Source organism: Streptomyces sp. NPDC001903, assembly GCF_042891345.1.
Classification (GTDB): domain Bacteria; phylum Actinomycetota; class Actinomycetes; order Streptomycetales; family Streptomycetaceae; genus Streptomyces.
The window spans coordinates 358,832-382,876 of the sequence record NZ_JBIASZ010000006.1; the positions used below are offsets into that span (position 1 = coordinate 358,832).

A 24,045-nucleotide genomic window follows, 5' to 3' on the forward strand; every position below is an offset into this window, starting at 1 on the left:
CCGGGCTCATGCCCGGGCCTTCACGCCGAAGGGGCTCAGGTCGGGTCGAGACCGTGGCTGCGGAGCCAGGGCAGGGGGTCGATCGCCGAGCCGCCGCCGGGCCGGACCTCGAAGTGGAGGTGCGGGCCGGTGGAGTTGCCGGAGTTGCCGGAGTAGGCGATGACGTCGCCCGCCTTGACCTTGCCGGACCGGATCTTGGTGCTGCTGAGGTGGCAGTACCAGGTCTCGGTGCCGTCGGGCGAGGTCACTATCGCCATGTTGCCGTAGGCGCTGTTCCACTGCGTGCGCACGGTGCCGTCGGTGGCGGACATGACCGGGGTGCCGTAGGAGACCGGGAAGTCGATGCCGGTGTGCACGGACATCCACATGCCGCCGGCCTGCCCGAAGCTGGCGCTGAGGCCGTGCTGTTCGACCGGGATCGCGAACTTGGGGCGGGCCGCTTCCTTGGCCGCCTCCTCCTCCGCCTTCCGCTTCTTCTCGTCCTCCTGGCGCTGGCGCAGGTCGATGCGCTCCTGCGTGCGGCTCGCGCGGTCCGCGAAGTCGCCCGCGTCGGCGCTGAGCGCCGTCAGCTGGGTGTCGAGCTTGCTGTTCGCCGCAACGGGCTTCACCGAGGCCGGGTCGGGCGCGGCCATCGTGGTGGTGTCTTCGGCGGGCTTGTCCGTGCCGGTGAGTCCGCCGACGGAGGCGGCCGCGACACCGGCGACACCCATCACGCAGGCGGAGGGAACGGCCACGGTCAGCAGGGCGGAACGCTTCGCCGGGGTGCGGCGGCGGGAGGCGGCGGCAGTGGTGGACGCCGACTTCGTCTTGGCACCGGCGCGGCGCGAGGCGCGGGGCGCCGGCGCGACGTCCGGGGTGACCGGCATGGCCTGGGTGGGCAGGTCGTGCACGGGTTCGGGCGCGGGGTCGAAGTCGGACCCGACGTTCTCGGCGCCCTCGGTGTCGAGGACTTCGAAGACGGCGGTCTCGCTGTACTCGGCGGCGGCCGGCGCCTCGTACGCGTAGGCCGTCTCCTGGTGCTGCTGCTGGTACTCGTACTGGTGGTGGTCGTACGAGAAGGTCTGGGTCTGCTGCTCGTGCTGGGGGACCGTGTTCCAGGCGGTGGCGTCGTACGCGCCGGTCTCGGTGCCCGTGGTGCCGTAACCCGGCATCGCCCACTGCCCGGTCTGCTCGTAGCCGAGGGCGGTGGCCTGGTAGTCGGCGGAGCCGCTCTGCTGGTTCCAGGCACTCGCGTCCCACTGCCCGGTGCCGGCGTCCTCGGGGATGCCGCCCTGGGCGGGGATGGTCGGCAGGTAGCCGCCGTCCTGCGCGTAACCGTCTTGTGCGGACCAGGCGGTGGAGTCGTATGCGCCGGTCTCGTACGAGGGGTAGGAGGAGGCGTAGTCGTACCCCTGGCCCTGCGTTTCATAGGAAACGTAGGTCGAATCACCAGCGAAAGTGGTGTTGGAAAGGCCGTCGTACCCGGAATCGGGGTACAGGCCCGACGAGGGGCGGTCGTTCACCAACTTCTCTTTCGCCTCGGCAGTGGGGGGCCTGGGTGGCCAGGGAACGGGAGGTTCCTTGGGGAGAGCAGTGGCGTGACTGTACCCGGCGGTTACTGGCAACGACAATCTTCCAGGGGTTTCGAGCTTTGCGGAACCGGGCATTCGGCCGTCTTTCGGTCGCGGCAAGGCCGAGCCTTGGCCTTGAGTTCGAAATCCGTTCGAGTTTCGGAGGGTTGGCGTTCACGCGACGGAAGCGGTGTCCCCGAGGCTCGGGAGGGCGGTCGGACCGGGCCCGTCGAGCGCGCGCCGGACCGCCGCCGTGACGGCGGGATGCGCGGGCAGGGCGAGGTGTCCGATGCCGGTGACCTGCACGTTCTCCGCTCGGAGGTCCGGGTGCTCGATACGGGCCGTCTCGATCGGGTCCATCAGCTCGTCGAACTCGCTCCAGAACGCCACGCATCGGGTCCGGCAGCCGGGCGCGGGCGCCCGCAGCTCGGCCATCACCTCGGAGTCCGGCCGTATCTGCCGGATCAGCGGATGGGCGTCCATGAAGGGGGCGACCCGCGTACCGGAATGCGGAGTGCCGAGCGTGACGAGCATGCGGACGCGGGCCTCGCCGCCGAGCCGCTGGACGTAGTACCGCCCGACCAGCCCGCCGAGGCTGTGCCCGACGAGGTCCACCCGCTCCTGCCCCGTGCGCTCGCACAGCTCCTCGACGCGCCGGGCGAGGTGGCGGGCGGTGACGCGCAGGTCGCGGGTGAAGGGGGAGTAGTTGTACGTCTCCACGTGCCGCAGCCCGCCGGCGGCGAGGGTGCGGCGCAGCAGGACGAAGACGGACCGGTTGTCGGTGAACCCGTGCAACAGCAGGACGGGCGTCCGCCCGAGGCGTTTCGCGTCCACGGCGGCGGGCTTCTCGGACCGGATCCCGGTCGGGTAGAGCAGCAGGTGGCCGCCGAGGACCACTGCCTCCAGCACGCCCGCCCGCAGCGCGGCCCCGGAAACGGGTACGGGTATGGACACCCCCATCGACGGCCCCCCTCAGCCTTCCGGGACGCGCCTGCGGAATGCGCCTTCGGAATGCCCCTGCGGACCTGCGGCCGGCCGCGCCACCGTGCCGTGCGGCTGTCGGTACGGTGACGCGGCGCCCCGGTGCGGCTCCCCTGGCGGTGAATCAACGCCGTCCCACGTGTGATTTCCCCCTCGTGGTTGACCGTGAAACGGGGGTGTGCGCGATGCTGTACTTAACGTTCGTTCACTCGGGAGGCAGTGCGATGGGTGTGACCGGTCCGATCCGTGTGGTGGTGGCCAAGCCGGGTCTCGACGGCCACGACCGCGGGGCCAAGGTGATCGCGCGTGCGCTGCGGGACGCGGGCATGGAGGTCATCTACACGGGCCTCCACCAGACCCCCGAGCAGATCGTGGACACCGCCATCCAGGAAGACGCCGACGCGATCGGCCTCTCGATCCTCTCGGGCGCCCACAACACGCTGTTCGCGCGTGTTCTGGAACTCCTCAAGGAGCGCGAGGCGGAGGACATCAAGGTCTTCGGCGGCGGCATCATCCCGGAGGACGACATCGCCCCCCTGAAGGCCAAGGGCGTGGCCGAGATCTTCACCCCGGGCGCCACGACGACCTCGATCGTCGACTGGGTCCGCGCCCACGTCCGCACCGCCTAGCCGCCGACGCGGGCCCGCCGGCCCCGGCCCCCGTGCCAGGGGCCGGCGGTCCCGGCGGCCGTCGGCGACGGGCGGGCGCGGGTCGGGCGGCGGTCAGGCGGGAGCCAGTTCCGACAGCATCGCGGCGCGCAGGCGCAGCGTGGCGACCAGGCGCTGGAAGGCCTCGGCCCAGTACGCGGACGCGCCGGAAGAGGCCTCCGCCGGGTCGGCGAAGCCCGCGCCCCGCGCCACCACCGCCTCCAGCCGCTCCGCCTCCGCGGGATCCAGGCAGCGTTCGGCCAGTCCCATCACCCCGCTGAAGCTCCACGGGTAGCTGCCCGCCTCCCGCGCGGCGTCCAGCGCGTCCACCACCGCCCGGCCCAGCGGCCCCGCCCACGGCACTACGCACACCCCGAGCAGCTGGAAGGCCTCCGAAAGGCCGTGGGCCCGTATGAACTCCGCGACCCACTCCGCCCGTTCCCCCTCCGGCAGGACCGACAGCAGCTTCGCCCGCTCCGCGAGCGACGCCGTGCCCGGGGCCGTCGCGGGCGGCGCCGACGCCGAGCCGAGGAGCGCCTTCGACCACTGCGGATCGCGCTGGCGCACCGCCGCCCGGCACCACGCCGCGTGCAGCTCCTCCCGCCAGCTCTCGCCCCCGGCCACCGGCAGCGCCACGATCTCCGCCGGGCCGAGCCCGCCGAACCGCTCGCGCCAGCAGGACAGCGGCGCGGCCTCCACGAGCTGGCCCAGCCACCAGGCCCGTTCCCCGCGCCCGGCGGGCGGCCGTTCGACCACCCCGTCGCGGAGCATCCCCGCATCGCATGCGGCCGGCGGAGCCACCCCCTCCGGCCCCACACAGGCCAGCGCCCGCTCCGCCATCCGTGCGGCCAACGCAGATTGCGGCAGTGCGGACAGCAACTCGGCGGCCGTCGAGCGGACATTGCGGCTCCGGTCGCCCAGGGCCGCCTCCAGGAAGGGTTCGTCCCCTCCGGTCAGCCCCACCCGCAGCGAGTCGAGGAACATCAGCCGGTCCTCGGCGCGTTCCGTGGCCCAGGTCGTCTCCAGCAGCCGCGTCGCGGCCGCCGCCTCGTGCGCGCGTACGGCGCCCAGGAGGGCCACGCGCTCCGCGAACAGCCCCTCCTGCCACAGCCGTTCCACCTCCACCCGGTCGTCGGGGTCGGGCGATTCCCCGGCGCCCGCCGCCCCGCCCCGCAGGGCGAACCGCCAGTCCGGATTCAGCCGGGCCAGCCACAGACCCCGGGCCCCGGCCAGGGCCAGGGCGGGGGCGCGCAGGTCCGTACGGGCCCGCGCCGCGTCCAGCAGCGCCGGCACCAGAGCGTGCGGCGCCCGGTACCCGTGCCGGCCGGCGGCGGCCAGCCACTGCGGCAGCAGCTCCGTCAGGTCCGGGGCGGCCCCGCGCCGCCCGCCGCCGCTGCCCGCGCCGGTCCGGCCGGCCAGCAGCTGCGCGAGCCGCCGCCGAGCCGCGGGCGGGGGAGCCGGGCGCGGATCCCGCGGCGCGGGATCCGGCCGTGGCCCCGCCTCGGCGGGCCGCAGCCCGGCCCGCCGCCGTACGGTCTGCACCGCCGCCGCGTCGAGCAGCGCCCCCGGACTCCCCTGCGACCGTCCGGTACCCAGCACCGCGACCCGGACCAACTCCTCCCAGTCGCCGTGACCGCTCCCCGCGGCCCCGCCCTCGCTCGTGTCCGTGGCCGTCTCCGCGGGCGCGGACCTGCCCGCGGCCGTCGAGCACGTACCCGCGGCCGTGTTCCTCGCCGTCTCCGTCGTGGTCACCGTGCCCCTCCCTCTCGTCCTGCAGTGCTCCGGTCCCGCCCCCTCCGCGGGACCGGAGCCGCTTCGTGCCCCGTCGGTCGACCCTTCAGCTTGCGTGGTTGTCGTTCACAAAAGCCCCCCGGCTTCGTCGTTCGTGCACGTCAGCGCCCCCGCGCTGACGTTTCCTCCCCTATGAGGCCCCCCGGCCCCGTCACCCCAGGGCGACCGGTTCCGGGCAGCCCGGATGCCACGCCGCCAACGGAGTGAATCCGCGGTGTCCGCATTCGCCGAACACCGTGACCGGGCCGCCGCCCGAGAGCGCGGCCAGCTGCCACAGCCCGGACCGGGGCCCGCCGCCACCGGCGACCGGCAGCGCGGAGCCGCCCTCCGCGTCGGCCAGTTGCCAGCCCGTTTCCCCCGGTATCGGGATCACCGGACCCAGCACCACCGGCCACGCGTCGAGCCACGGGTCCTCCCGCAGCGCCGCCCCGTACGCCTCCAGTGCCGCGTCCGTACCGACCCCGGCCGGGGCCCGGGTCGGTGCGGCCGCCGCGGACCTCTCCCCGAGATCCGCCCGCAGCCCCGCCGTACCGGGCCGGAAGCGGACTTCCGCCTCCACTACCAGCCCCACGGGCAGTGCCAGAGCCGGAGGCCGTCCCGGCGGTCCGAAGTCCAGTACCAGGGCCGGGCGACCGCTCCCCAGCCCCTGCATCCACGTCCGGCGGGTGGTGAGCCTGCCGTCCGGTGACACCGAGTCGTACTGGGCCAGCACCAGCCAGCGGTCCCGTACGACCTCCCCCTCCGCGGCGGAAACCGGTAGCCCCACCCGACTCCGGACCGTCGCGGCGAGCGGCTCCGGCAGGCCCGCCAAACCGAGCCAACCCCGGTTCAGCAGGTGCAGCAGCGCGCCCTCCTCCAGCATCCGGGCGGGCCATCCGGGACCGCAACCGGGTATCGTCCCCAACTCCCGCACCCGCGCCGCCAGTCCCGGCGCCTGGGCGTCGACCATCCGGGCGGCGGTCTCCTCCCAGGGCGCGTACCCGGCCTGCTGCTGGCCGGCCAGGCCGCCGCGCATCACGTCCTCCAGCCGCTGCTCCAGCTCGCCGACCCCCGCCCCGATCCGGGCCGCCCTCCGCTCGGCCCGGCGCTTCGCCGCCTCCCCGTCCGCCGGTCCGCCCGGCGCGGCCGCCGGGCCCGCGGTCCTCGCCGCCCGCCCTGCCGACCACTGCGCCGCCCAGTCCGGCGCCCCGGCGGGCTCGCCGAACCCCTCCGCCGACCAGAGCAGCAGCAGCCCGAGCGCGTGCTTGCACGGGAACTTCCGGCTCGGGCAGGAGCACATGTACGCCGGGCCCCCCACGTCCACGGCGGTCCGGTACGGCGTGCTGCCGCTGCCCTTGCACAGACCCCACACCAGACCGGAAGCGGAACCTCCGGTCTGCGACCACGGACCCGCCCTGCCCAGCCTGGCCCCCGACGTGCGCGACGCGCCGTCAGGAGCCAGGGCCAGTACCTGTTCCGCTGTCCAGCGGACCCCCTGCTCAGTCATGTGTTCCACCGTAGAGACCCCCACTGACAATCGCCCTGACCTGCAACAACGTTGTAGGGAAGGGGCGTTGTCAGTGCCGTGGTGCACGGTTGTTCCAGCGGCCGGGAACGGCTGCCGAGCATTGGAGGGGGACATGACCATGCCCGAGAACGACAAGGGCGCGGACGCGCTGCGCCAGCACGCAGAAGACGCCTTCGCGGAAGAACTGAAAGCCCTCGCGGCCGCCGACGACAAGCCGCGCCCGGCGCGCTGGAAGCTCTCCCCGTGGGCCGTCGCGACCTACCTCCTGGGCGGCACCCTCGCCGACGGCACCGTCATCACGCCCAAGTACGTCGGCCCGCGCCGCGTCGTCGAGGTCGCCGTCACCACCCTCGCCACCGACCGCGCGCTGCTCCTGCTCGGGGTTCCCGGCACCGCCAAGACCTGGGTGTCCGAGCACCTGGCCGCGGCCGTCAGCGGGGACTCCACCCTCCTCGTCCAGGGCACCGCCGGCACCCCCGAGGAGGCGCTGCGGTACGGCTGGAACTACGCCCGCCTCCTCGCCCACGGGCCCGGCCGCGAAGCCCTCGTGCCGAGCCCCGTCATGCGCGCCATGGCCGAGGGCTCGACCGCCCGCGTCGAGGAGCTCACCCGCATCCCGGCAGACGTCCAGGACACCCTCATCACCGTCCTCTCCGAGAAGACGCTCCCGATACCGGAGCTCGGCCAAGAGGTGCAGGCCGTGCGCGGCTTCAACCTCATCGCCACCGCCAACGACCGCGACCGCGGGGTCAACGAGCTCTCCAGCGCGCTGCGCCGTCGCTTCAACACCGTCGTCCTGCCGCTGCCCGCCACCGCCGACGCCGAGGTCGACATCGTCGCCCGCCGCGTCGACCAGATGGGCCGCTCCCTCGAACTGCCGGCCGTGCCCGAGGGCCTGGAGGAGATCCGCCGCGTCGTCACGGTCTTCCGCGAGCTGCGCGACGGGGTCACCGCCGACGGCCGTACGAAGGTGAAGTCGCCGAGCGGCACGCTGTCCACCGCCGAGGCCATATCGGTCGTCACCGGAGGGCTCGCGCTGGCCGCCCACTTCGGGGACGGCGTCCTGCGCCCCTCCGATGTGGCCGCCGGAATCCTCGGCGCCGTGGTCCGGGATCCGGTGGCCGACCAGGTCGTCTGGCAGGAGTACCTGGAGGCCGTGGTGCGCGAGCGGGACGGCTGGAAGGACTTCTACCGCGCCTGCCGGGAGGTGACGGCATGAGCGGGCCGCTCGCCGAGCGGCGGGGGCCGCTGCTGCTGGGCGTACGGCACCACGGGCCGGGCTCGGCCCGCGCGGTGCGGGCCGCCCTGGACGCGGTCCGGCCGGCGGCCGTGCTGATCGAGGGCCCGCCGGAGGGGGACGCGCTGCTTCCGCTGGCCGCCGACCCCGGAATGCGCCCGCCCGTCGCCCTGCTCGCGCACGCCGCCGACGATCCGGGCAGGGCCGCGTTCTGGCCGCTGGCCGCGTTCTCGCCGGAGTGGGTCGCCATCCGCTGGGCGCAGGAGCAGGAGGTGCCGGTTCCGGTCCGGTTCATCGACCTCCCGGCCGCGCACACGCTGGCCGCGCGGACCGCCGCCGTCCCGGACGAGGCCGACTCCGTACGGCTGGATCCCCTCGCGGCGCTGGCCGAGACCGCCGGGTACGACGACCCCGAACGCTGGTGGGAGGACGTGGTCGAACACCGCGGCCCGGGGGCGGCGGATCCGCTCGGCGCGTTCGAGGTGCTCGGGGAGGCCATGGCCGCCCTGCGCGAGGCGTACGGGGACGGCGGCCACGCCCGGGACCGGGTGCGCGAGGCGTACATGCGGCAGCGGATGCGCGCCGCCCGCCGGGAGTTCGGGGACGCGTACGCCGTGGTGTGCGGGGCCTGGCACGTGCCCGCGCTGAGCGCGAGGACCACGGCCGCCGCGGACCGGGCGCTGCTGACCGGGCTGCCGAAGGCCAAGGTGGAGACCGCGTGGGTCCCCTGGACCCACCGCCGGCTCGCCCGGGCCGGCGGGTACGGCGCGGGCATCACCTCGCCCGGCTGGTACGCGCACCTGTTCGCCGCCCGGGACCGGCCGGTGGAGCGCTGGCTGACCAAGGTCGCCGGGCTGCTCCGGGAGGAGGACCGGCAGGTCTCCCCGGCGCACGTCATCGAAGCGGTACGGCTGGCCGGGACGCTGGCCGCGCTGCGGGGAAGGCCGCTGCCCGGGCTGACGGAGACCCTGGAGGCGGCCCGGGCGGTGATGTGCGACGGCTCCGACGTGCCGCTCGCGCTGATCGAGGACCGCCTGGTCGTCGGGGACGTGCTCGGCGAGGTCCCCGACGGGGCCCCCGCCGTCCCGCTGCAGCGGGACCTGACCCGGCAGCAGCGCTCGCTGCGGCTCAAGGCCGAGGCGCGGGAGCGCGAGCTGGAGCTGGACCTGCGCAAGGAGACCGACGCGGCGAAGTCCGTGCTGCTGCACCGGCTCCGGCTGCTCGGCATCGACTGGGGAGCGCCGGCGGCCTCGCGGGGGAGTACGGGGACCTTCCGCGAGACCTGGCGGCTCCGCTGGGAGCCGGAGCTGTCGGTACGGGTCGCCGAAGCCGGGATCTGGGGCACCACGGTGGTGGCGGCCGCCACCGCCAAGGCCGAGTCGGACGCGGCGGGTGCGGCGGAGCTCGGCGAGGTGACGGAGCTGGCGGAGCGGTGCCTGCTGGCCGGGCTCCCCGACGCCTTGCCCGCCGTACTGCGGGCCCTGGCGGACCGGGCCGCCCTGGACACCGACGTGGCGCGGCTCGCCAAGGCCCTGCCGGCGCTGGCCCGTGCGCTGCGCTACGGGGACGTACGGGGGACGGACGCGTCCGCGCTGGCCACGGTCGCGGAAGGACTCGCGGAGCGGATATGCGTGGCGCTGCCGCCCGCGTGCGCGGCGGGTCTGGACGCGGACGCGGCGGCGCAGCTGCGGGGCCATGTGGACGCCGTGCACGGCGCGATCGGACTGCTGGACGGGGAGGGCCTGCGGGAGCGCTGGTCGGCGGTGCTGCGGGTGCTGGCCGGCCGGGAGAGGGTGCCGGGGACGATCCGCGGCCGGGCGGCCCGGCTGCTCCTGGACGAGGGACGCCTCCCGGCCGAGGAGGCGGCACGCCTGATGGGTCTGGCCCTGTCCCCGGCGGCGGCGCCGCCCGACGCGGCCGGCTGGATCGAGGGCTTCGCCGCGGACGGCACGCTCCTCGTCCACGACGAGCGGCTGCTCGCGCTGATCGACACCTGGCTGGCCGGAATCCCGGAGCAGGCCTTCACGGACGTGCTCCCGCTGCTGCGGCGGACGTTCGGGGCCTACGGGCCGGGCGTCAAGCGGAGCCTGGGCGAGCTGGTGCGCCGGGGCCGCTCGCCGCGTGCCGAACCGGGCGGGGCCCCCGAGGGCTTCGGCCCCGCCCTGGACCCGGCCCGCGCCGACGCGGTCCTCCCGGTCCTCGGCCTCCTCCTCTCCGGCCTCTCCGGCCCGCCGCCGTGACCGCCACGGGGGCCGGGGCGGCCGGGTCGGCGGCGGACGGCACGAAGCAGCGGAAGCGGATGCGGAAGGGGACGGGGAGATGACCGGTACAGGGGATTCGGCAGCGGCGGACGCCTCCGCGCAGGAGCGGCTGCGGAGGTGGCGGCTGGTGCTCGGCGGCGAGGAGGACGGCACCGGCTGCGCGCTCGGCGGGCGCGATGCCGGGATGGACGCCGCGCTCTCGGCGCTCTACGGGAAGGGCGGCCGGCGCGGTGCGGGGCTCGGCGGGTCCGCGCCGCACGTGGCCCGCTGGCTCGGGGACATCCGTACGTACTTCCCCGGCTCCGTCGTCCAGATCATGCAGCGCGACGCCATCGAGCGGCTCGGCCTCTCCTCCCTCCTCCTGGAGCCCGAGATGCTGGAGGCCCTCGAGCCCGACGTACACCTCGTCGGCACGCTCCTCTCCCTCAACAAGGCCATGCCCGAGACCACCCGCGAGACGGCCCGGGCGGTCGTCCGCAAGGTGGTGGAGCAATTGGAGAAGCGGCTCGCGTCCCGCACCCGGGCCACCCTCACCGGCGCCCTCGACCGCTCCGCGCGCACCAGCCGTCCCCGGCACGCGGACATCGACTGGAACCGGACCATCCGGGCGAACCTGAAGAACTACCTGCCCGAGCACCGGACCGTCGTTCCCGAGCGGCTCATCGGCCACGGGCGCACCGCCCGGGCGGTGCGGAAGGAGGTGATCCTCTGCATCGACCAGTCCGGCTCGATGGCGGCCTCCGTCGTCTACGCCTCCGTCTTCGGCGCGGTGCTCGCCTCGATGCGCGCGCTCGCGACCCGGCTCGTCGTCTTCGACACGGCCGTCGTGGACTTGACGGATCACCTGACGGATCCGGTCGACGTTCTCTTCGGCACGCGGCTCGGCGGCGGCACCGACATCAACCGCGCCCTCGCCCACTGCCAGTCCAAGATCACCCGTCCCGCCGACACGGTCGTCGTCCTCATCAGTGATCTCTACGAGGGCGGCATACGCAACGAGATGCTGGGCCGCGTCGCGGCGATGAAGGCCTCCGGCGTCGAGTTCGTGGCGCTGCTCGCGCTGTCCGACGAGGGGGCTCCCGCCTACGACCGCGAGCACGCCGCAGCCCTTGCGGCACTTGGGGCCCCCGCCTTCGCCTGCACCCCCGACCTGTTCCCGGAGGTGATGGCCGCGGCCCTGGAGAAGCGCCCCCTGCCGGTTCCCTGACCACCCCCCGGCCGCCCCGCCGGACCCCTCCCGCCGGGCCCCGCGTCCCGCCCCGCCGACCGGTCGCGACCCCTCCCGCGGCGGGGCCGGAATCCACCCCCGCCGGGCGCCGCGGCGCCTGGCGGATCGCACGAATATCCAGCTCAACCGTGAGGGGATCTGTGACAGGTATCACCGCTCAGGTGTGATCTGCGATTTAGGGACGCACGTCCCACGGGGATAACCTGCGGGACGGACATGCCGCGTCCACGGTCACCGTGTGCGCCTCCCTAGTGACAGCGCCGTCACGTTGCCCTCCGCGGCACGCCCACGCAGACAACCGCGAATCACTGCGAATCTTTGAAGACAAGGGACGGACGCGCGTGGACCTGTTCGAGTACCAGGCGAGGGACCTCTTCGCCAAGCACGGTGTACCGGTGCTGGCCGGTGAAGTCATCGACACGCCTGAGGCGGCTCGCGAGGCCACCGAGCGGCTGGGCGGCAAGTCGGTCGTCAAGGCGCAGGTGAAGGTCGGTGGCCGCGGCAAGGCCGGCGGCGTCAAGCTCGCCGCCACCCCGGACGAGGCCGTCGCCCGCGCGACGGACATCCTGGGCATGGACATCAAGGGCCACACGGTCCACAAGGTGATGATCGCCGAGACCGCTCCCGAGATCCTCGAGGAGTACTACGTCTCGTACCTGCTGGACCGTACCAACCGCACCTTCCTGGCCATGGCCTCGGTCGCGGGCGGCATGGACATCGAGCAGGTCGCCGAGGAGACCCCGGAGAAGCTCGCCAAGGTCCCGGTGAACGCCAACGAGGGCGTGACCATCGAGAAGGCCCGCGAGATCGTGGAGCTCGCGCAGTTCCCGGCCGAGGTCGCCGAGAAGGTCGCCGAGGTCCTCGTGACCCTGTGGGACACCTTCATCGCCGAGGACGCGCTCCTCGTCGAGGTCAACCCGCTCGCGAAGGTCGCCTCCGGTGACGTCATCGCCCTCGACGGCAAGGTCTCGCTCGACGAGAACGCCGAGTTCCGCCAGCCGGGCCACGAGGAGTTCGTGGACCACGCGGCCGCGAACCCGCTCGAGGCCGCCGCCAAGGCGAAGAACCTCAACTACGTGAAGCTCGAGGGCGAGGTCGGCATCATCGGCAACGGCGCGGGTCTCGTCATGAGCACCCTCGACGTCGTCGCGTACGCCGGCGAGAACCACGGCGGCGTCAAGCCCGCCAACTTCCTGGACATCGGCGGTGGCGCCTCCGCCGCCGTCATGGCCAACGGTCTCGAGATCATCCTCGGCGACCCGGACGTCAAGTCCGTCTTCGTCAACGTCTTCGGTGGCATCACCGCGTGCGACGAGGTCGCCAACGGCATCGTCCAGGCGCTGCAGCTGCTGAAGGACAAGGGCGAAGAGGTCACCAAGCCCCTCGTCGTCCGCCTCGACGGCAACAACGCCGAGCTGGGTCGCAAGATCCTCTCGGACGCCAACCACCCGCTGGTCCAGCGCGTGGACACCATGGACGGCGCGGCCGACAAGGCCGCCGAGCTCGCGGCTGCGAAGTAAGGGCAGAGGTCACAGACTCACATGGCTATCTTCCTCAACAAGGACAGCAAGGTCATCGTCCAGGGCATGACCGGTGCCACGGGCATGAAGCACACCAAGCTGATGCTGGCTGACGGCACCAACATCGTCGGCGGCGTGAACCCGCGCAAGGCCGGCACCACCGTCGACTTCGACGGCACCGAGGTCCCGGTCTTCGGCTCCGTCGCCGAGGCGATGAAGGAGACGGGCGCCAACGTCTCCGTCCTCTTCGTCCCGCCGGCCTTCGCCAAGGCCGCCGTGGTCGAGGCGATCGACGCCGAGATCCCGCTGGCCGTCGTCATCACCGAGGGCATCGCGGTGCACGACTCCGCCGCCTTCTGGGCGTACGCGACCGCCAAGGGCAACAAGACCCGGATCATCGGCCCGAACTGCCCGGGTCTGATCACCCCCGGCCAGTCCAACGCCGGCATCATCCCGGGCGACATCACCAAGCCCGGCAAGATCGGTCTCGTGTCCAAGTCCGGCACGCTGACCTACCAGATGATGTACGAGCTGCGCGACATCGGCTTCACCTCCGCCGTCGGCATCGGTGGCGACCCGGTCATCGGCACCACGCACATCGACGCCCTGGAGGCCTTCGAGGCCGACCCGGAGACCGAGCTCATCGTCATGATCGGCGAGATCGGCGGCGACGCCGAGGAGCGTGCGGCGGACTTCATCGCGAAGAACGTCACCAAGCCGGTCGTCGGCTACGTCGCGGGCTTCACCGCCCCCGAGGGCAAGACCATGGGCCACGCCGGCGCCATCGTCTCCGGCTCCTCCGGCACCGCGCAGGCCAAGAAGGAGGCCCTCGAGGCCGCCGGCGTCAAGGTCGGCAAGACGCCGACCGAGACGGCCAAGCTGGCGCGCGAGATCCTGAACGCCGCGAAGTAGCGCTTGCCGCTGCCGTACGCACGCGTGCGGTCGTACGGGCGTGGCCCGCATCCCCGAAGTGGGGTGCGGGCCACGCCCGTTTGCGCTGTCACTCCAGGCTGGGGGCGATCCGCTCGGGCCGGTGGGCCGGGTGCGAGCGGAGCTTTTCGCGCAGCTGCCGGGTCTCGTCGGTGAGCCGCTGGGGGCCAGCGAGCGGGGGGACCCCGGAGACGCTCGCGCCGGGCGCGATCGGGGGCTCGTACTGGCGGGGCGCGGTCGCGGTCGTGTACGCGGTCGCGACGGCGATCACGGCCGTCAGGCCGAGGAACACGCGGGTCCAGCGCGTGGCGCGGTACTCGGCGGCCATGCGTACGGTGACCGCGGGGCGGGGCTCCAGCGGGACGGCCGGAGTGACCGCGCCGAGCCGCTCGCGCAGCACCGCGGACTGCTTCTCGGGGGGCGCGGCGGCCAGTTCCGGGATGCGGTCGGCGAGGGCGCCGTGCGCGTGCAGCAGGCGGTTGCCGGCGGTGGGGGTGCTGGCCTCGGTCTCGGCGGCCGTGTCGGGGAGGTCGAGCCCGACGCCGTCGTAGAGCAGGACGGTACGGCGGTGGGCCGGCGGGAGCGCCAGCATGGCGTCCATCAGGATCCGGTCGGCGGGCGCGGCGGGGGCCTTGTCGGGGTGCTTGTGCGCGCGGCGGAACGCGTGCCAGGGGGAGAGGGCGTACTCGTACGCGGCCGCGCGCACCCAGCCCACCGGGTCGGGATCGGCCGCCACCTCGGGCCACCGGGCCCAGGCCTGCTGGAAGGCCCGCTCGACGGCCTCCTCGGCGAGCCGGCGGCGGCCGGTGAGCAGGTACGCCTGGCGCGCGAGCGCGGGTGCGGAGTACTGGTACAGGGCATCGAACACGGCCCCGGGTCCGGGCGCCGGCGCCGGCGCCGCGGCGGCCGCCTGCCCACCGGCTTCGCCGGACTCCGGCTCGGCCCCGCCGACTTCGCCGGCCGCGCCTTCGGCGGGTACCTGCCCGGCCGCCCCGCCGGGTGCGGGCCCGCCCTCCGGGCCGACCGGGTGTCCTTGGTGCCCGCCGGCCCCGGATGTGGTGGCTCCGGTGGGCGCCTGCCCGCCCGCCGGAGCGGACGCGTGCCCGTCGCCCGCCCGGGCCCGCGCTTCGGCGGGGGCGGTCGGCCAGGAGGTTCCGGGGCCGGGCGTGCCGATGGCCCGGGCGGCTGCCCGGACGGTGAACCCCGCCTCGTGCCGGGGCACGGCCACGGGCGGCGGCGGGGCCGGCCGTCCGTGCCCGCTCATGCCGAAGGGGCGCAGGGCCCCGAGCATCCACACCGCGGCCTCGCCCCGCGCGTCCGCCTCGGCACCCGGATCGGACGGGGCGTCACCCGGGTCGGCCGTCGAGTCCGCTCGGGCGGGTGCTGCGGCGTCCGGCGGGGCCGCGTCCGGTGCTGCGGCCTCCGGTGCTGCCGCGTCCGGCGCCGCGGCGTCCGTGCCTGTCGGACCGGCGGCGGGTGCCGGGGCCGCCAGGGAGCCCAGGAGAGCGGCGTAGGCATCGAGTTTGCTGCCCCGGGGGTGGGTGCGGCCCGATTCCCAGGAGCGGACCGTGTTGGCCCTGACGCCCACCGCCGTCGCGACGGCCTCGTACGTCAGACCCGCCGCCTCGCGCAGTCTGCGGCGTTCCTTGGGCGAGGGGAGCCTCGGCTCCTCGACGCTCTCTGTCATGCCACACTCCCCGTGACCTGCCGACAGACCTGGGCGGAAAAGTACATAAAACGTATATTGAGCGACACCACGGACATTCGCCTGTTACCCGCCCATAGCGCGTGTCGTTGGCACCATGGCGGGGTGACCCAAGTGACCGAACGCGGGACCCCGTTGCCGGCGGCCCCCCGGGCCGCCGCCGGGCGGCGCCGTTCGCCGGCCGCCGCCGCCTGCGTGCTGGGCGGGGCCGTCGCCGCCGGGCTCGGGCTCGGCTTCCTCGCCGTGCTCGTCATCGTGCTCTGGATCAGCTCCCCCTACCCCGACAGCGGCCCCGGCGGCGCCCTGCACCTGGCCGCCGGGCTCTGGCTGCTCGCCCACGGGACCGAGCTCGTCCGGTACGACACCCTCTCCGGGGTGCCGGCACCCGTCGGCGTGACCCCGCTGCTGCTCGTCGCGCTGCCCGCCCTGCTCATGCGCCGGGCGGCGCGGCTCGGCAGCGCCTCCGGGGATGGTGGCGACGGGGATGAAGTGCTGCCCGCCTCCGCCGTCTTTTCGGCCGTGACCTGCGGATATCTCTCCGTCGGCTCCCTGGCGACCGTCTACGCCGCCGCCGGTCCGATGCCCGCCGACCCCCTCAGCGCCGCCTGGCACGTACCGCTCGTCGCCGTGCTCGCCGCCGCCGGCGGGGTATGGGCGGCCAAGGGGCGCCCCGTCGGGCCGCTGCCGCAGTGGGTTCCGGGGGCCGTGCGCCGGGCCGCCGCCCGCCCCCGCTATCCCCTCGCGCTGCGCGCCGGAGCAGCCGGGGCCCTCGTACTGCTGGGCGGTGGCGCGCTGCTCGTCGGGGCCTCGCTGGCCTGGCACGCCGCCGAGGTGCAGGCGTCCTTCCTGGCGCTGACCGGGGTCTGGTCGGGCCGCTTCGCGGTCCTGCTCCTGTCCCTCGCGCTGCTCCCGAACGCCATGGTCTGGGGCGCCGCCTACGCCCTCGGCCCCGGCTTCGCCCTCGGCGCCGGCGCGACCGCGACCCCGCTCGGCTTCGCCGGCTCGCCCGCGCTCCCGAGGTTCCCGCTGCTGGCGGCGCTGCCGCCCGAGGGGCCCGGAACCCTGCTGACCTGTGCGACCACCGGGGTGGCGCTGCTGGCCGGGCTGGCAGTCGGGTGGTTCGCCGTACGCCGGGCGCGTGAAGTCTCGTACCGGGAAACCGCCCTGACGGCGGCTCTGGGCGCGCTGGTGTGCGCGCTGCTGCTGGCCGGGCTCGCGGCGGCCGCCTCGGGGCCGCTCGGCTCGCGGGGGCTGGCGAGCTTCGGCCCGGTGTGGTGGGCGACCGGAGCGGCGGCCTTCGCCTGGACCCTGCTCCCGGCGGTGCCGGTCGCGGTGGCGGTGCACTCCTGGCGGACCCGGCCCGCCCGGCAGGCGGATGCCCTCGCGCTGGACGCGGAGGACGAGTGGCACGACAGCGGCGTACGGGAACTGCGCTGGGAGGCCCTGCGCCGGGCGGCGGGCGCCCTCGTCCCGGACCTGGCCCAGGACCCGCCCCGGGTCCAGACCCCGGCCCCGGCCGATCCGGCCCCGGCCGCCGCACCCAAACCGCCCCGCCGGCTCACCGTCGTGACGGGGATTCACCTGAACCTGACGCCGGCTCCGGCCCCGGCTCCGGCTCCGGCCCCGGCTCCGGCCCCGGCTCCGGTTCTGGTCCCGCAACCGGCGGGGCCGGCGCAACCGGCGCAACCGGCGGGGCCGCCGGAGCCGGCGGAGCCGCCGCGCGCGGCGCCCCGGCCCCTCGTCCCGCCCGTGTCCGGCGCCCGCGTACTGCCCCGCCGCAAGCCGCAGGCCTGACCGGCGCCGCTGCGACTACTGCTGCACCTTCAGGATCTTGCCCAGCACGTTGTCCGGCAGCAGGTTGTTGCACTGGAGCTCCGCCGACTTCGTGAGGGCGTCCTCGCGGCAGACGTAGAAGTCCTTGTAGGCCAGCTGCAGGCCGTACGAGCTCAGCGCCAGCAGGATCGCCAGCGAGGCCGTCACCAGCCCGCCGATCGCGGCCGTCCGCTGCGGGCGCGCCGCCGGCCCCAGGGCCGCCAGGCCCCCCTGGGGCGCGGGGTCGGGGGCGGGAGCGCGGCCCGTCAGGGCGTCCACCGCGGCCGAGGAGGAGGACGCGGACGCGGCCGGCTTCCCGCGCAGTCCGCTGATCCCCCAGTACATGGCCAGCGCGCCGAGCAGCAGGCCCACCGACGGGATCCCGAAGATCCCGAAGAAGAAGCCCCACATGCCGGCCAGCAGCGCGTACCGGGCGCGCCGCTGGACCGGGTCCGTCGGGTCCCAGCGCGCCGGGCCGCCGGGGCCGGATCCGGGATCCCGGCCCGGGCCGCCGTCGCCACTGTCGCGCGGCTGCCACGGCTGGTCGGGCCGGCCCTCCGGGGGAGCCGCGAAGGGGTTGTCGTCGGTGGAGGAGTCGGGCTGGCGGCGATCCGGCATCGAGTGCGTTACTTCCCCTGTGTCGTGGACGTCCGAGGACGTCGTGGGCCTCTTGAGCGGCGTGCGTCGAAGGGCTGTTGACGTGCGGCACGGTGCTGCGCACCGCGCCGTATGCGGCTTGTATGCCAGACGCTACCCCTCGGCCGTCCCCCCGTCCCTCGGGGGCCGTCCGGTGTGCCGGTATCGTTGCAGGCGGTCGGCGGCTTCGTAGGGTCACCCGTATTCACGGGCACCCTGCTTTCGTCTGATCACACAAGATGTATGCCGTCGCGTGAGGGTGCGCGACGTGCGTATGGACGCATTCCCGCAGAAAGGGCCTCCCATGGCCGCCTCCCGCCTGGTCGTGCTGGTCTCCGGTTCCGGCACCAACCTCCAGGCCCTGCTCGACGCCATCGACGCCCATCCCGGCGGAGCCGAGGGCTTCGGCGCCGAAGTCGTCGCCGTGGGGGCCGACCGCGAGAACATCGCGGGCCTGGAGCGGGCCGAGAAGGCCGGGATCCCCACCTTCGTGTGCCCGGTCAAGGCCTACGCGACCCGCGAGGAGTGGGACACCGCACTCACCGAGGCGACCGCCGCCCACGCGCCGGACCTCGTCGTGTCCGCCGGGTTCATGAAGATCGTGGGCGCCTCGTTCATCGGCCGCTTCGGCGGCCGCTTCGTCAACACGCACCCCGCCCTCCTCCCGGCCTTCCCGGGGGCCCACGGCGTGCGCGACGCCCTCGCCTACGGCGCGAAGGTCACCGGCTGCACGGTCCACTTCGTGGACGCCGGCGTGGACACCGGTCCGATCATCGCCCAGGGTGTGGTCGAGGTCCGGGACGGGGAGGACGAAGCCGCTCTGCACGAGCGCATCAAGGAAGTCGAGCGCCAGCTGCTCGTCGACGTCGTGGGGCGCCTGGCCCGGCACGGCTACCGCATTGAGGGACGAAAGGTAACAATCCAGTGACCGCCGTAGAGAGCAGCACCACCTCGTCGAGCTCGTCGAAGCGACCGATCCGGCGCGCGCTCGTCAGTGTCTACGACAAGACGGGACTGGAGGAGCTGGCCCGCGGCCTGCACGAGGCGGGCGTCGCGCTCGTCTCCACCGGCTCCACCGCCTCCAGGATCGCCGCGGCCGGCGTGCCCGTCACCAAGGTCGAGGAGCTCACCGGCTTCCCCGAGTGCCTGGACGGCCGGGTCAAGACCCTGCACCCGCGCGTGCACGCCGGCATCCTCGCCGACCTGCGCCTGGAGGACCACGAGAACCAGCTCGCCGAGCTCGGCATCGAGCCCTTCGACCTGGTGATCGTCAACCTCTACCCCTTCCGGGAGACCGTCGCCTCCGGCGCCACCCCCGACGAGTGCGTCGAGCAGATCGACATCGGCGGTCCGTCGATGGTCCGCGCCGCCGCCAAGAACCACCCCTCGGTCGCCGTCGTCACCAGCCCCGCCCGGTACGCCGACGTCCTCGCCGCGGCCCAGGGCGGCGGCTTCGACCTCACCGCGCGCAAGCGGCTGGCCGCCGAGGCCTTCCAGCACACCGCCGCCTACGACGTCGCCGTGGCCTCCTGGTTCACGAATGCGTACGCCCCGGAGCCGGAGGCCGTGCTCCCCGAGTTCCTCGCCGGCGCCTGGGACCGCAAGTCCACCCTCCGCTACGGCGAGAACCCGCACCAGGCCGCCGCCCTGTACACCGACGGCCAGCCGGGCGGGCTCGCCAACGCCGAGCAGCTGCACGGCAAGGAGATGTCCTTCAACAACTACGTGGACACCGAGGCCGCCCGCCGCGCCGCGTACGACCACGAAGAGCCCTGCGTCGCGATCATCAAGCACGCCAACCCGTGCGGCATCGCCGTCGGCGCGGACGTCGCGGCCGCGCACCGCAAGGCGCACGCCTGCGACCCGCTGTCGGCCTTCGGCGGCGTCATCGCCGTCAACCGCCCGGTGACCGTCGAGCTCGCCGAGCAGGTCGCGGAGATCTTCACCGAGGTCATCGCCGCCCCGGCGTACGAGGACGGCGCGGTCGAGATCCTGGCCAAGAAGAAGAACATCCGCGTCCTCAAGGTCGACGGCACCCCGCACCAGCCCGGTGACCTGAAGCCGATCTCCGGCGGCGCGCTGCTCCAGCAGAGCGACCTCTTCCAGGCCGAGGGCGACGACCCAGCCAACTGGACCCTCGCCACCGGCGACGCCCTCTCCCCGGAGGAGCTCGCCGAGCTCGCCTTCGCGTGGAAGGCCTGCCGGGCCGTCAAGTCCAACGCGATCCTGCTCGCCAAGGACGGCGCCTCGGTCGGCGTCGGCATGGGCCAGGTCAACCGCGTCGACTCGGCGAAGCTGGCCGTGGAGCGGGCGGGCGCCGAGCGCGCGCAGGGCTCGTACGCCGCCTCGGACGCCTTCTTCCCGTTCCCGGACGGGCTGGAGATCCTGACCGCCGCCGGCATCAAGGCCGTGGTCCAGCCGGGCGGTTCGGTCCGTGACGAGCAGGTCGTCGAGGCCGCGAAGGCGGCCGGCGTGACCATGTACTTCACCGGGACCCGGCACTTCTTCCACTGAGTCCGGCTCCCCGAACACGGCGAAGGCCGCCACCCCTTGCGGGTGGCGGCCTTCGCCGTGGTGCGCTCCACGGCTCCCGGGAGCGTACGGGGATCAGTAGCGCGGGCGGTTGAACCAGGCCACCGAGTCCTTGTTGACCGCGGCGATCAGGATGACCACGCCGATGGCGAGGCCGATCACGCCGCCCGCCATCGAGGGGCCCGCGGCACCGTTGCTGCTCATCGTCGCGAAGTTGGACAGGCTGCTGAGCAGGAAGAGCACGGAGTACACGATCGTCGTGATCCGCGTGGCGTTGCCGCCCTTGCCGAACTTCACGCCCAGGACGATCGCCCACACGGCGAACGCGATGGCGATCAGCGCGATGACGGCGATCAGGCCGGCGGCCATCTGGCCCGAGTCGGTGCTGCCCAGGCCGCTGGCGGAATCGGCGCTGGAGAGGAAGGCCGCCCCCAGCAGGGCGAAGGCGCCGATGATCAGCTGAAGGCCCGCGATGATGAAGAGGAGCACGCGCGCGGTCTTCAGCAGACCCGGCATCTGCATGGGCATGCCCGGGTAGCCGCCGGGGCCGGCCGGGTAGGCCTGGTTCGGGTATCCGTAGCCGGGCTGGCCCTGCGGGGCCTGCTGCGGGTAGGCGTAGCCGCCCTGCGGCGGGATGCCCTGCGGGGCCTGCTGCGGGTAGCCGTAGCCGGGCTGGCCCTGGGGGGCCGGCGGCTGCTGCTGCCCGTACGGGTTGTTCGGGTCGCCGAAGCTCATCTTGGGGTGTTCCTCCGTGGAAGTGCGGGGACGCACGGCACGCACGGAGGAATCACTGCTGTGTGCGGTACGCCCCCCGGCACTGCCCGCGGCACTCTTTCCGTCATCGTGGTCCGCTCGGGCCGGAGTTGTCCAGCGACGGCGCGCCGGGCCGGTCACTTGTTGTGCAAGTGCAATGAACGGGTCAAGCCTGTGACAGAGTGCCCGCCGGACCCGTGACGGGGCGCCCGCCCGGGCCCCGCGACTGGAAGCGAAGCCGGTCCATCCGGGAGGATGGGTCCATGACCGCCCAGATTCTCGATGGCAAGGCCACCGCCGCCGCGATCAAGTCCGAACTGACCGCCCGCGTGGCGGCGCTCAAGGCCCGGGGCATCACCCCCGGCCTCGGCACCCTGCTGGTCGGCGACGACCCGGGCAGCCGCTGGTACGTCAACGGCAAGCACAAGGACTGCGCCGAGGTCGGCATCGCGTCCATCCAGCGCGAACTGCCCGCGACGGCCTCCCAGGAGGACATCGAGGCGGTCGTACGGGAACTCAACGCGAACCCGGAGTGCACCGGCTACATCGTCCAACTGCCGCTCCCCAAGGGCATCGACACCAACCGGGTGCTGGAGCTGATGGACCCGGCGAAGGACGCCGACGGCCTGCACCCGATGTCGCTCGGCCGGCTGGTGCTGAACGAGCCGGGACCGCTGCCCTGCACCCCGTACGGGATCGTGCAGCTGCTGCGCCACCACGGCATCGAGATCAACGGGGCGCACGTGGTGCTCCTCGGCCGCGGCATCACCGTCGGGCGCTCCATGGGCCTGCTGCTGACCCGCAAGTCGGAGAACGCCACCGTCACCCTGTGCCACACCGGCACCCGGGACCTGGCGGCCCAGCTGCGCCAGGCGGACATCATCGTGGCGGCCGCGGGCGTCCCGCACCTGGTCAAGCCCGAGGACGTGAAGCCTGGCGCGGCCGTGCTGGACGTGGGCGTCAGCCGCGACGAGAACGGCAAGATCGTCGGCGACGTGCACCCGGGCGTCGCCGAGGTGGCCGGCTGGATCTCCCCGAACCCGGGCGGTGTCGGCCCGATGACGCGGGCGCAGCTGCTCGTGAACGTCGTCGAGGCGGCGGAACGGACGTCGAACAGTGCGGGCTGAGCACGAAGCGGAAGCGGGGACCGGCGCGGAGCCCGGCGCCGGGACCTCGGCCGGCACGGCCGGAGCCGGGGCCTCGGCCGGCGCCGCCGGAGCCGGGGTCGGCGCCGGAGCCGGTGGTGAGGCCGCCGCCCCGGCCGCCCCCGACGCCGCCAAGTCGCGCCGCTTCCCCTCCATCACCAAGGACACCGCCCGCCCCGAGGGCCACGGTCGGGCCGCGCCCGGCGACGCCCTCGCGGCCCGCCAGTGGCCGATGCTCAGCGTGCTCGCCGCCACCGCGGTCGGACTGCTCCTGACCGCGCTGAACCACCCCCGCGCCGGTGTCCTGGTGATCGGCGTGGCCCTGATCGCGGCCTCCGTGCTGCGGCGCGTACTGCCGCAGGTGGGGATGCTCGCGGTGCGCTCCCGGTTCACCGACATGGTCACGTACGGGCTGCTGGGCGTGGCCATCACGCTGCTCGCGCTGGTGATGGAACCCAAACCGTGGCTGGACATCCCGTTCCTGGAGGACGCGGTCCGCTTCACGGTGCGCTGAGCCCGCCCGCCGCCGGAGTGCCCGGCGGGGCCGGGGCACCTGACGTACTCGCACCCCCTCGTACACCCGTCCGGCGGTGTCCGACGGTCGAAAAGAGCGGGGAAATCCCCCTCCGCGCCTTCGAACTCCCGGTCCGTGTGCCCTGCACCACACAGACCGGGGGATTGGGCCGCCGGAAGGTCGGATAGCCTGACGCCGGATGTCTCTTCACGTCAAGATTCGCAGGGGAGCGGCGTCCGCCAGCACATGGGGCAGCGACGCCCCACCGCCAGCTGTCTAACGGAGAAGGCCATGACCCGCACTCCCGTGAATGTCACCGTCACCGGCGCCGCCGGCCAGATCGGCTACGCGCTGCTCTTCCGCATCGCGTCCGGCCACCTGCTCGGCGCGGACGTGCCGGTCAAGCTCCGCCTCCTGGAGATCCCCCAGGGCATGAAGGCCGCCGAGGGCACCGCCATGGAGCTCGACGACTGCGCCTTCCCGCTGCTGAAGGGCATCGACATCTTCGACGACCCGAACGCGGGCTTCGAGGGTGCGAACGTCGCCCTGCTCGTGGGCGCCCGCCCGCGTACCAAGGGCATGGAGCGCGGCGACCTGCTCTCCGCCAACGGCGGCATCTTCAAGCCGCAGGGCAAGGCCATCAACGACCACGCCGCGGACGACATCAAGGTCCTCGTCGTCGGCAACCCGGCCAACACCAACGCGCTCATCGCGCAGGCCGCCGCCCCGGACGTACCGGCCGAGCGCTTCACCGCGATGACCCGCCTCGACCACAACCGCGCGATCTCGCAGCTGGCCGCCAAGACCGGTGCCGCCGTCTCCGACATCAAGCGCCTCACCATCTGGGGCAACCACTCGGCGACCCAGTACCCGGACATCTTCCACGCGGAGATCGCCGGCAAGAACGCCGCCGAGGTCGTCAGCGACGAGCTGTGGCTCGCCGACACCTTCATCCCGACCGTCGCCAAGCGCGGCGCCGCGATCATCGAGGCCCGCGGCGCGTCCTCGGCCGCCTCGGCCGCCAACGCCGCCATCGACCACGTCCACACGTGGGTCAACGGCACCGCCGCGGGCGACTGGACCTCCATGGGCATCCCGTCGGACGGCTCCTACGGCGTCCCGGAGGGCATCATCTCCTCCTTCCCCGTCACCACCAAGGACGGCAAGTACGAGATCGTCCAGGGCCTGGACATCAACGAGTTCTCCCGTGCGCGCATCGACGCGTCCGTGGCGGAGCTCGTCGAGGAGCGCGACGCGGTCCGCGAGCTCGGCCTGATCTGACCGGTCCGACGCGAA

At 73.9% G+C, this 24,045-nt stretch carries 19 protein-coding genes; 12 read left to right on the plus strand and 7 right to left on the minus strand.

Annotated features, from left to right (window positions below):
- Positions 1-35 precede the first annotated feature (35 nt).
- Together ACFYZS_RS17055 and ACFYZS_RS17060 are read right to left on the minus strand one after the other, a co-directional pair.
- Entirely contained in the window at positions 36-1,646 is a 1,611-nt protein-coding gene (locus ACFYZS_RS17055; RefSeq protein ID WP_389012452.1) for a peptidoglycan DD-metalloendopeptidase family protein, read from the minus strand.
- A gap of 78 nt (positions 1,647-1,724) precedes the next feature.
- On the minus strand, positions 1,725-2,510 hold the full coding sequence (locus ACFYZS_RS17060; protein WP_389012455.1) for an esterase/lipase family protein: 786 nt from the start codon (positions 2,508-2,510) through the stop codon (positions 1,725-1,727).
- Positions 2,511-2,755: 245 nt separating this feature from the next.
- On the opposite strand from ACFYZS_RS17060, the gene ACFYZS_RS17065 reads away from it, so the two are divergent.
- Positions 2,756-3,160: a cobalamin B12-binding domain-containing protein gene (locus tag ACFYZS_RS17065; protein WP_030154817.1), complete on the plus strand. Its 405-nt coding sequence runs from the start codon at positions 2,756-2,758 to the stop codon at positions 3,158-3,160.
- 93 nt (positions 3,161-3,253) lie between these two features.
- Here the strand turns inward: ACFYZS_RS17065 and ACFYZS_RS17070 are convergent, their stop codons facing one another.
- Both ACFYZS_RS17070 and ACFYZS_RS17075 read right to left on the minus strand, forming a co-directional pair.
- Entirely contained in the window at positions 3,254-4,930 is a 1,677-nt protein-coding gene (locus tag ACFYZS_RS17070) for a DUF5691 domain-containing protein (RefSeq protein WP_389012458.1), read from the minus strand.
- Positions 4,931-5,120: 190 nt separating this feature from the next.
- Positions 5,121-6,455: an SWIM zinc finger family protein gene (locus tag ACFYZS_RS17075; RefSeq protein ID WP_389012461.1), complete on the minus strand. Its 1,335-nt coding sequence runs from the start codon at positions 6,453-6,455 to the stop codon at positions 5,121-5,123.
- 133 nt (positions 6,456-6,588) lie between these two features.
- Between ACFYZS_RS17075 and ACFYZS_RS17080 the strand changes: the two genes are divergently transcribed.
- The 5 genes from ACFYZS_RS17080 to sucD all read left to right on the plus strand — a co-directional run bounded on the left by ACFYZS_RS17080 (position 6,589) and on the right by sucD (position 13,634).
- Positions 6,589-7,695 (plus strand): AAA family ATPase, encoded by a 1,107-nt coding sequence (locus tag ACFYZS_RS17080; RefSeq protein ID WP_389012464.1) that lies wholly within the window; start codon positions 6,589-6,591, stop codon positions 7,693-7,695.
- The gene (locus ACFYZS_RS17085) at positions 7,692-9,953 is read left to right on the plus strand and encodes a DUF5682 family protein (protein ID WP_389012467.1); all 2,262 of its coding nucleotides are present in this window, start codon (positions 7,692-7,694) and stop codon (positions 9,951-9,953) included. Before ACFYZS_RS17080 ends, ACFYZS_RS17085 begins: the two co-directional genes overlap by 4 nt.
- A 79-nt stretch (positions 9,954-10,032) precedes the next feature.
- Positions 10,033-11,181: a VWA domain-containing protein gene (locus ACFYZS_RS17090; protein ID WP_389012470.1), complete on the plus strand. Its 1,149-nt coding sequence runs from the start codon at positions 10,033-10,035 to the stop codon at positions 11,179-11,181.
- A gap of 362 nt (positions 11,182-11,543) precedes the next feature.
- Entirely contained in the window at positions 11,544-12,722 is a 1,179-nt protein-coding gene (gene sucC / locus ACFYZS_RS17095) for an ADP-forming succinate--CoA ligase subunit beta (protein ID WP_389012472.1), read from the plus strand.
- 21 nt (positions 12,723-12,743) lie between these two features.
- Positions 12,744-13,634 carry a succinate--CoA ligase subunit alpha gene (sucD, locus tag ACFYZS_RS17100; RefSeq protein ID WP_030864229.1) on the plus strand — a complete coding sequence of 297 codons (891 nt, stop codon included), beginning with the start codon at positions 12,744-12,746 and terminating at the stop codon, positions 13,632-13,634.
- Between the two features lie 88 nt (positions 13,635-13,722).
- Here sucD and ACFYZS_RS17105 read toward each other — a convergent pair whose 3' ends face one another.
- Complete coding sequence (locus tag ACFYZS_RS17105) at positions 13,723-15,339, minus strand: helix-turn-helix domain-containing protein (RefSeq protein ID WP_389012475.1); 1,617 nt, start codon at positions 15,337-15,339, stop codon at positions 13,723-13,725.
- 123 nt (positions 15,340-15,462) lie between these two features.
- Here ACFYZS_RS17105 and ACFYZS_RS17110 point away from each other — a divergent pair, with 123 nt between their 5' ends.
- Complete coding sequence (locus ACFYZS_RS17110) at positions 15,463-17,151, plus strand: DUF6350 family protein (protein WP_389012478.1); 1,689 nt, start codon at positions 15,463-15,465, stop codon at positions 17,149-17,151.
- A 15-nt stretch (positions 17,152-17,166) separates the two neighbouring features.
- On the opposite strand, the gene ACFYZS_RS17115 is transcribed toward ACFYZS_RS17110, so the two are convergent.
- Complete coding sequence (locus ACFYZS_RS17115) at positions 17,167-17,787, minus strand: hypothetical protein (protein WP_389012480.1); 621 nt, start codon at positions 17,785-17,787, stop codon at positions 17,167-17,169.
- 322 nt (positions 17,788-18,109) lie between these two features.
- On the opposite strand from ACFYZS_RS17115, the gene purN reads away from it, so the two are divergent.
- Positions 18,110-18,733 (plus strand): phosphoribosylglycinamide formyltransferase, encoded by a 624-nt coding sequence (gene purN / locus ACFYZS_RS17120; protein WP_389012483.1) that lies wholly within the window; start codon positions 18,110-18,112, stop codon positions 18,731-18,733.
- Positions 18,730-20,319, plus strand: a complete 1,590-nt coding sequence (purH, locus tag ACFYZS_RS17125) for a bifunctional phosphoribosylaminoimidazolecarboxamide formyltransferase/IMP cyclohydrolase (protein ID WP_389012486.1) — start codon at positions 18,730-18,732, stop codon at positions 20,317-20,319. The genes purN and purH overlap by 4 nt, the downstream gene beginning before the upstream one ends.
- A gap of 93 nt (positions 20,320-20,412) precedes the next feature.
- On the opposite strand, the gene ACFYZS_RS17130 is transcribed toward purH, so the two are convergent.
- On the minus strand, positions 20,413-21,072 hold the full coding sequence (locus ACFYZS_RS17130; protein ID WP_389012489.1) for a hypothetical protein: 660 nt from the start codon (positions 21,070-21,072) through the stop codon (positions 20,413-20,415).
- 281 nt (positions 21,073-21,353) lie between these two features.
- Here ACFYZS_RS17130 and ACFYZS_RS17135 point away from each other — a divergent pair, with 281 nt between their 5' ends.
- The 3 genes from ACFYZS_RS17135 (at position 21,354) to ACFYZS_RS17145 (ending at position 24,030) form a co-directional block, all read left to right on the plus strand.
- On the plus strand, positions 21,354-22,217 hold the full coding sequence (locus tag ACFYZS_RS17135) for a bifunctional methylenetetrahydrofolate dehydrogenase/methenyltetrahydrofolate cyclohydrolase (RefSeq protein ID WP_030154841.1): 864 nt from the start codon (positions 21,354-21,356) through the stop codon (positions 22,215-22,217).
- The gene (locus ACFYZS_RS17140; RefSeq protein WP_389012492.1) at positions 22,207-22,749 is read left to right on the plus strand and encodes a DUF3017 domain-containing protein; all 543 of its coding nucleotides are present in this window, start codon (positions 22,207-22,209) and stop codon (positions 22,747-22,749) included. Before ACFYZS_RS17135 ends, ACFYZS_RS17140 begins: the two co-directional genes overlap by 11 nt.
- A gap of 291 nt (positions 22,750-23,040) precedes the next feature.
- Complete coding sequence (locus ACFYZS_RS17145) at positions 23,041-24,030, plus strand: malate dehydrogenase (protein ID WP_030154844.1); 990 nt, start codon at positions 23,041-23,043, stop codon at positions 24,028-24,030.
- The last annotated feature ends 15 nt before the right edge of the window (positions 24,031-24,045 follow it).

Coding starts and splice junctions, on each gene's coding strand:
- ACFYZS_RS17115 (WP_389012480.1), bottom strand. CDS start 17,787: ATGCCGGATCGCCGCCAGCCCGACTCCTCCACCGACGACAACCCCTTC.
- ACFYZS_RS17145 (WP_030154844.1), top strand. CDS start 23,041: ATGACCCGCACTCCCGTGAATGTCACCGTCACCGGCGCCGCCGGCCAG.
- ACFYZS_RS17065 (WP_030154817.1), top strand. CDS start 2,756: ATGGGTGTGACCGGTCCGATCCGTGTGGTGGTGGCCAAGCCGGGTCTC.
- purN (WP_389012483.1), top strand. CDS start 18,110: ATGGCCGCCTCCCGCCTGGTCGTGCTGGTCTCCGGTTCCGGCACCAAC.
- ACFYZS_RS17080 (WP_389012464.1), top strand. CDS start 6,589: ATGACCATGCCCGAGAACGACAAGGGCGCGGACGCGCTGCGCCAGCAC.
- ACFYZS_RS17075 (WP_389012461.1), bottom strand. CDS start 6,455: ATGACTGAGCAGGGGGTCCGCTGGACAGCGGAACAGGTACTGGCCCTG.
- ACFYZS_RS17090 (WP_389012470.1), top strand. CDS start 10,033: ATGACCGGTACAGGGGATTCGGCAGCGGCGGACGCCTCCGCGCAGGAG.
- ACFYZS_RS17130 (WP_389012489.1), bottom strand. CDS start 21,072: ATGAGCTTCGGCGACCCGAACAACCCGTACGGGCAGCAGCAGCCGCCG.
- ACFYZS_RS17055 (WP_389012452.1), bottom strand. CDS start 1,646: ATGCCCGGTTCCGCAAAGCTCGAAACCCCTGGAAGATTGTCGTTGCCA.
- ACFYZS_RS17085 (WP_389012467.1), top strand. CDS start 7,692: ATGAGCGGGCCGCTCGCCGAGCGGCGGGGGCCGCTGCTGCTGGGCGTA.
- ACFYZS_RS17135 (WP_030154841.1), top strand. CDS start 21,354: ATGACCGCCCAGATTCTCGATGGCAAGGCCACCGCCGCCGCGATCAAG.
- ACFYZS_RS17105 (WP_389012475.1), bottom strand. CDS start 15,339: ATGACAGAGAGCGTCGAGGAGCCGAGGCTCCCCTCGCCCAAGGAACGC.
- ACFYZS_RS17060 (WP_389012455.1), bottom strand. CDS start 2,510: ATGGGGGTGTCCATACCCGTACCCGTTTCCGGGGCCGCGCTGCGGGCG.
- sucD (WP_030864229.1), top strand. CDS start 12,744: ATGGCTATCTTCCTCAACAAGGACAGCAAGGTCATCGTCCAGGGCATG.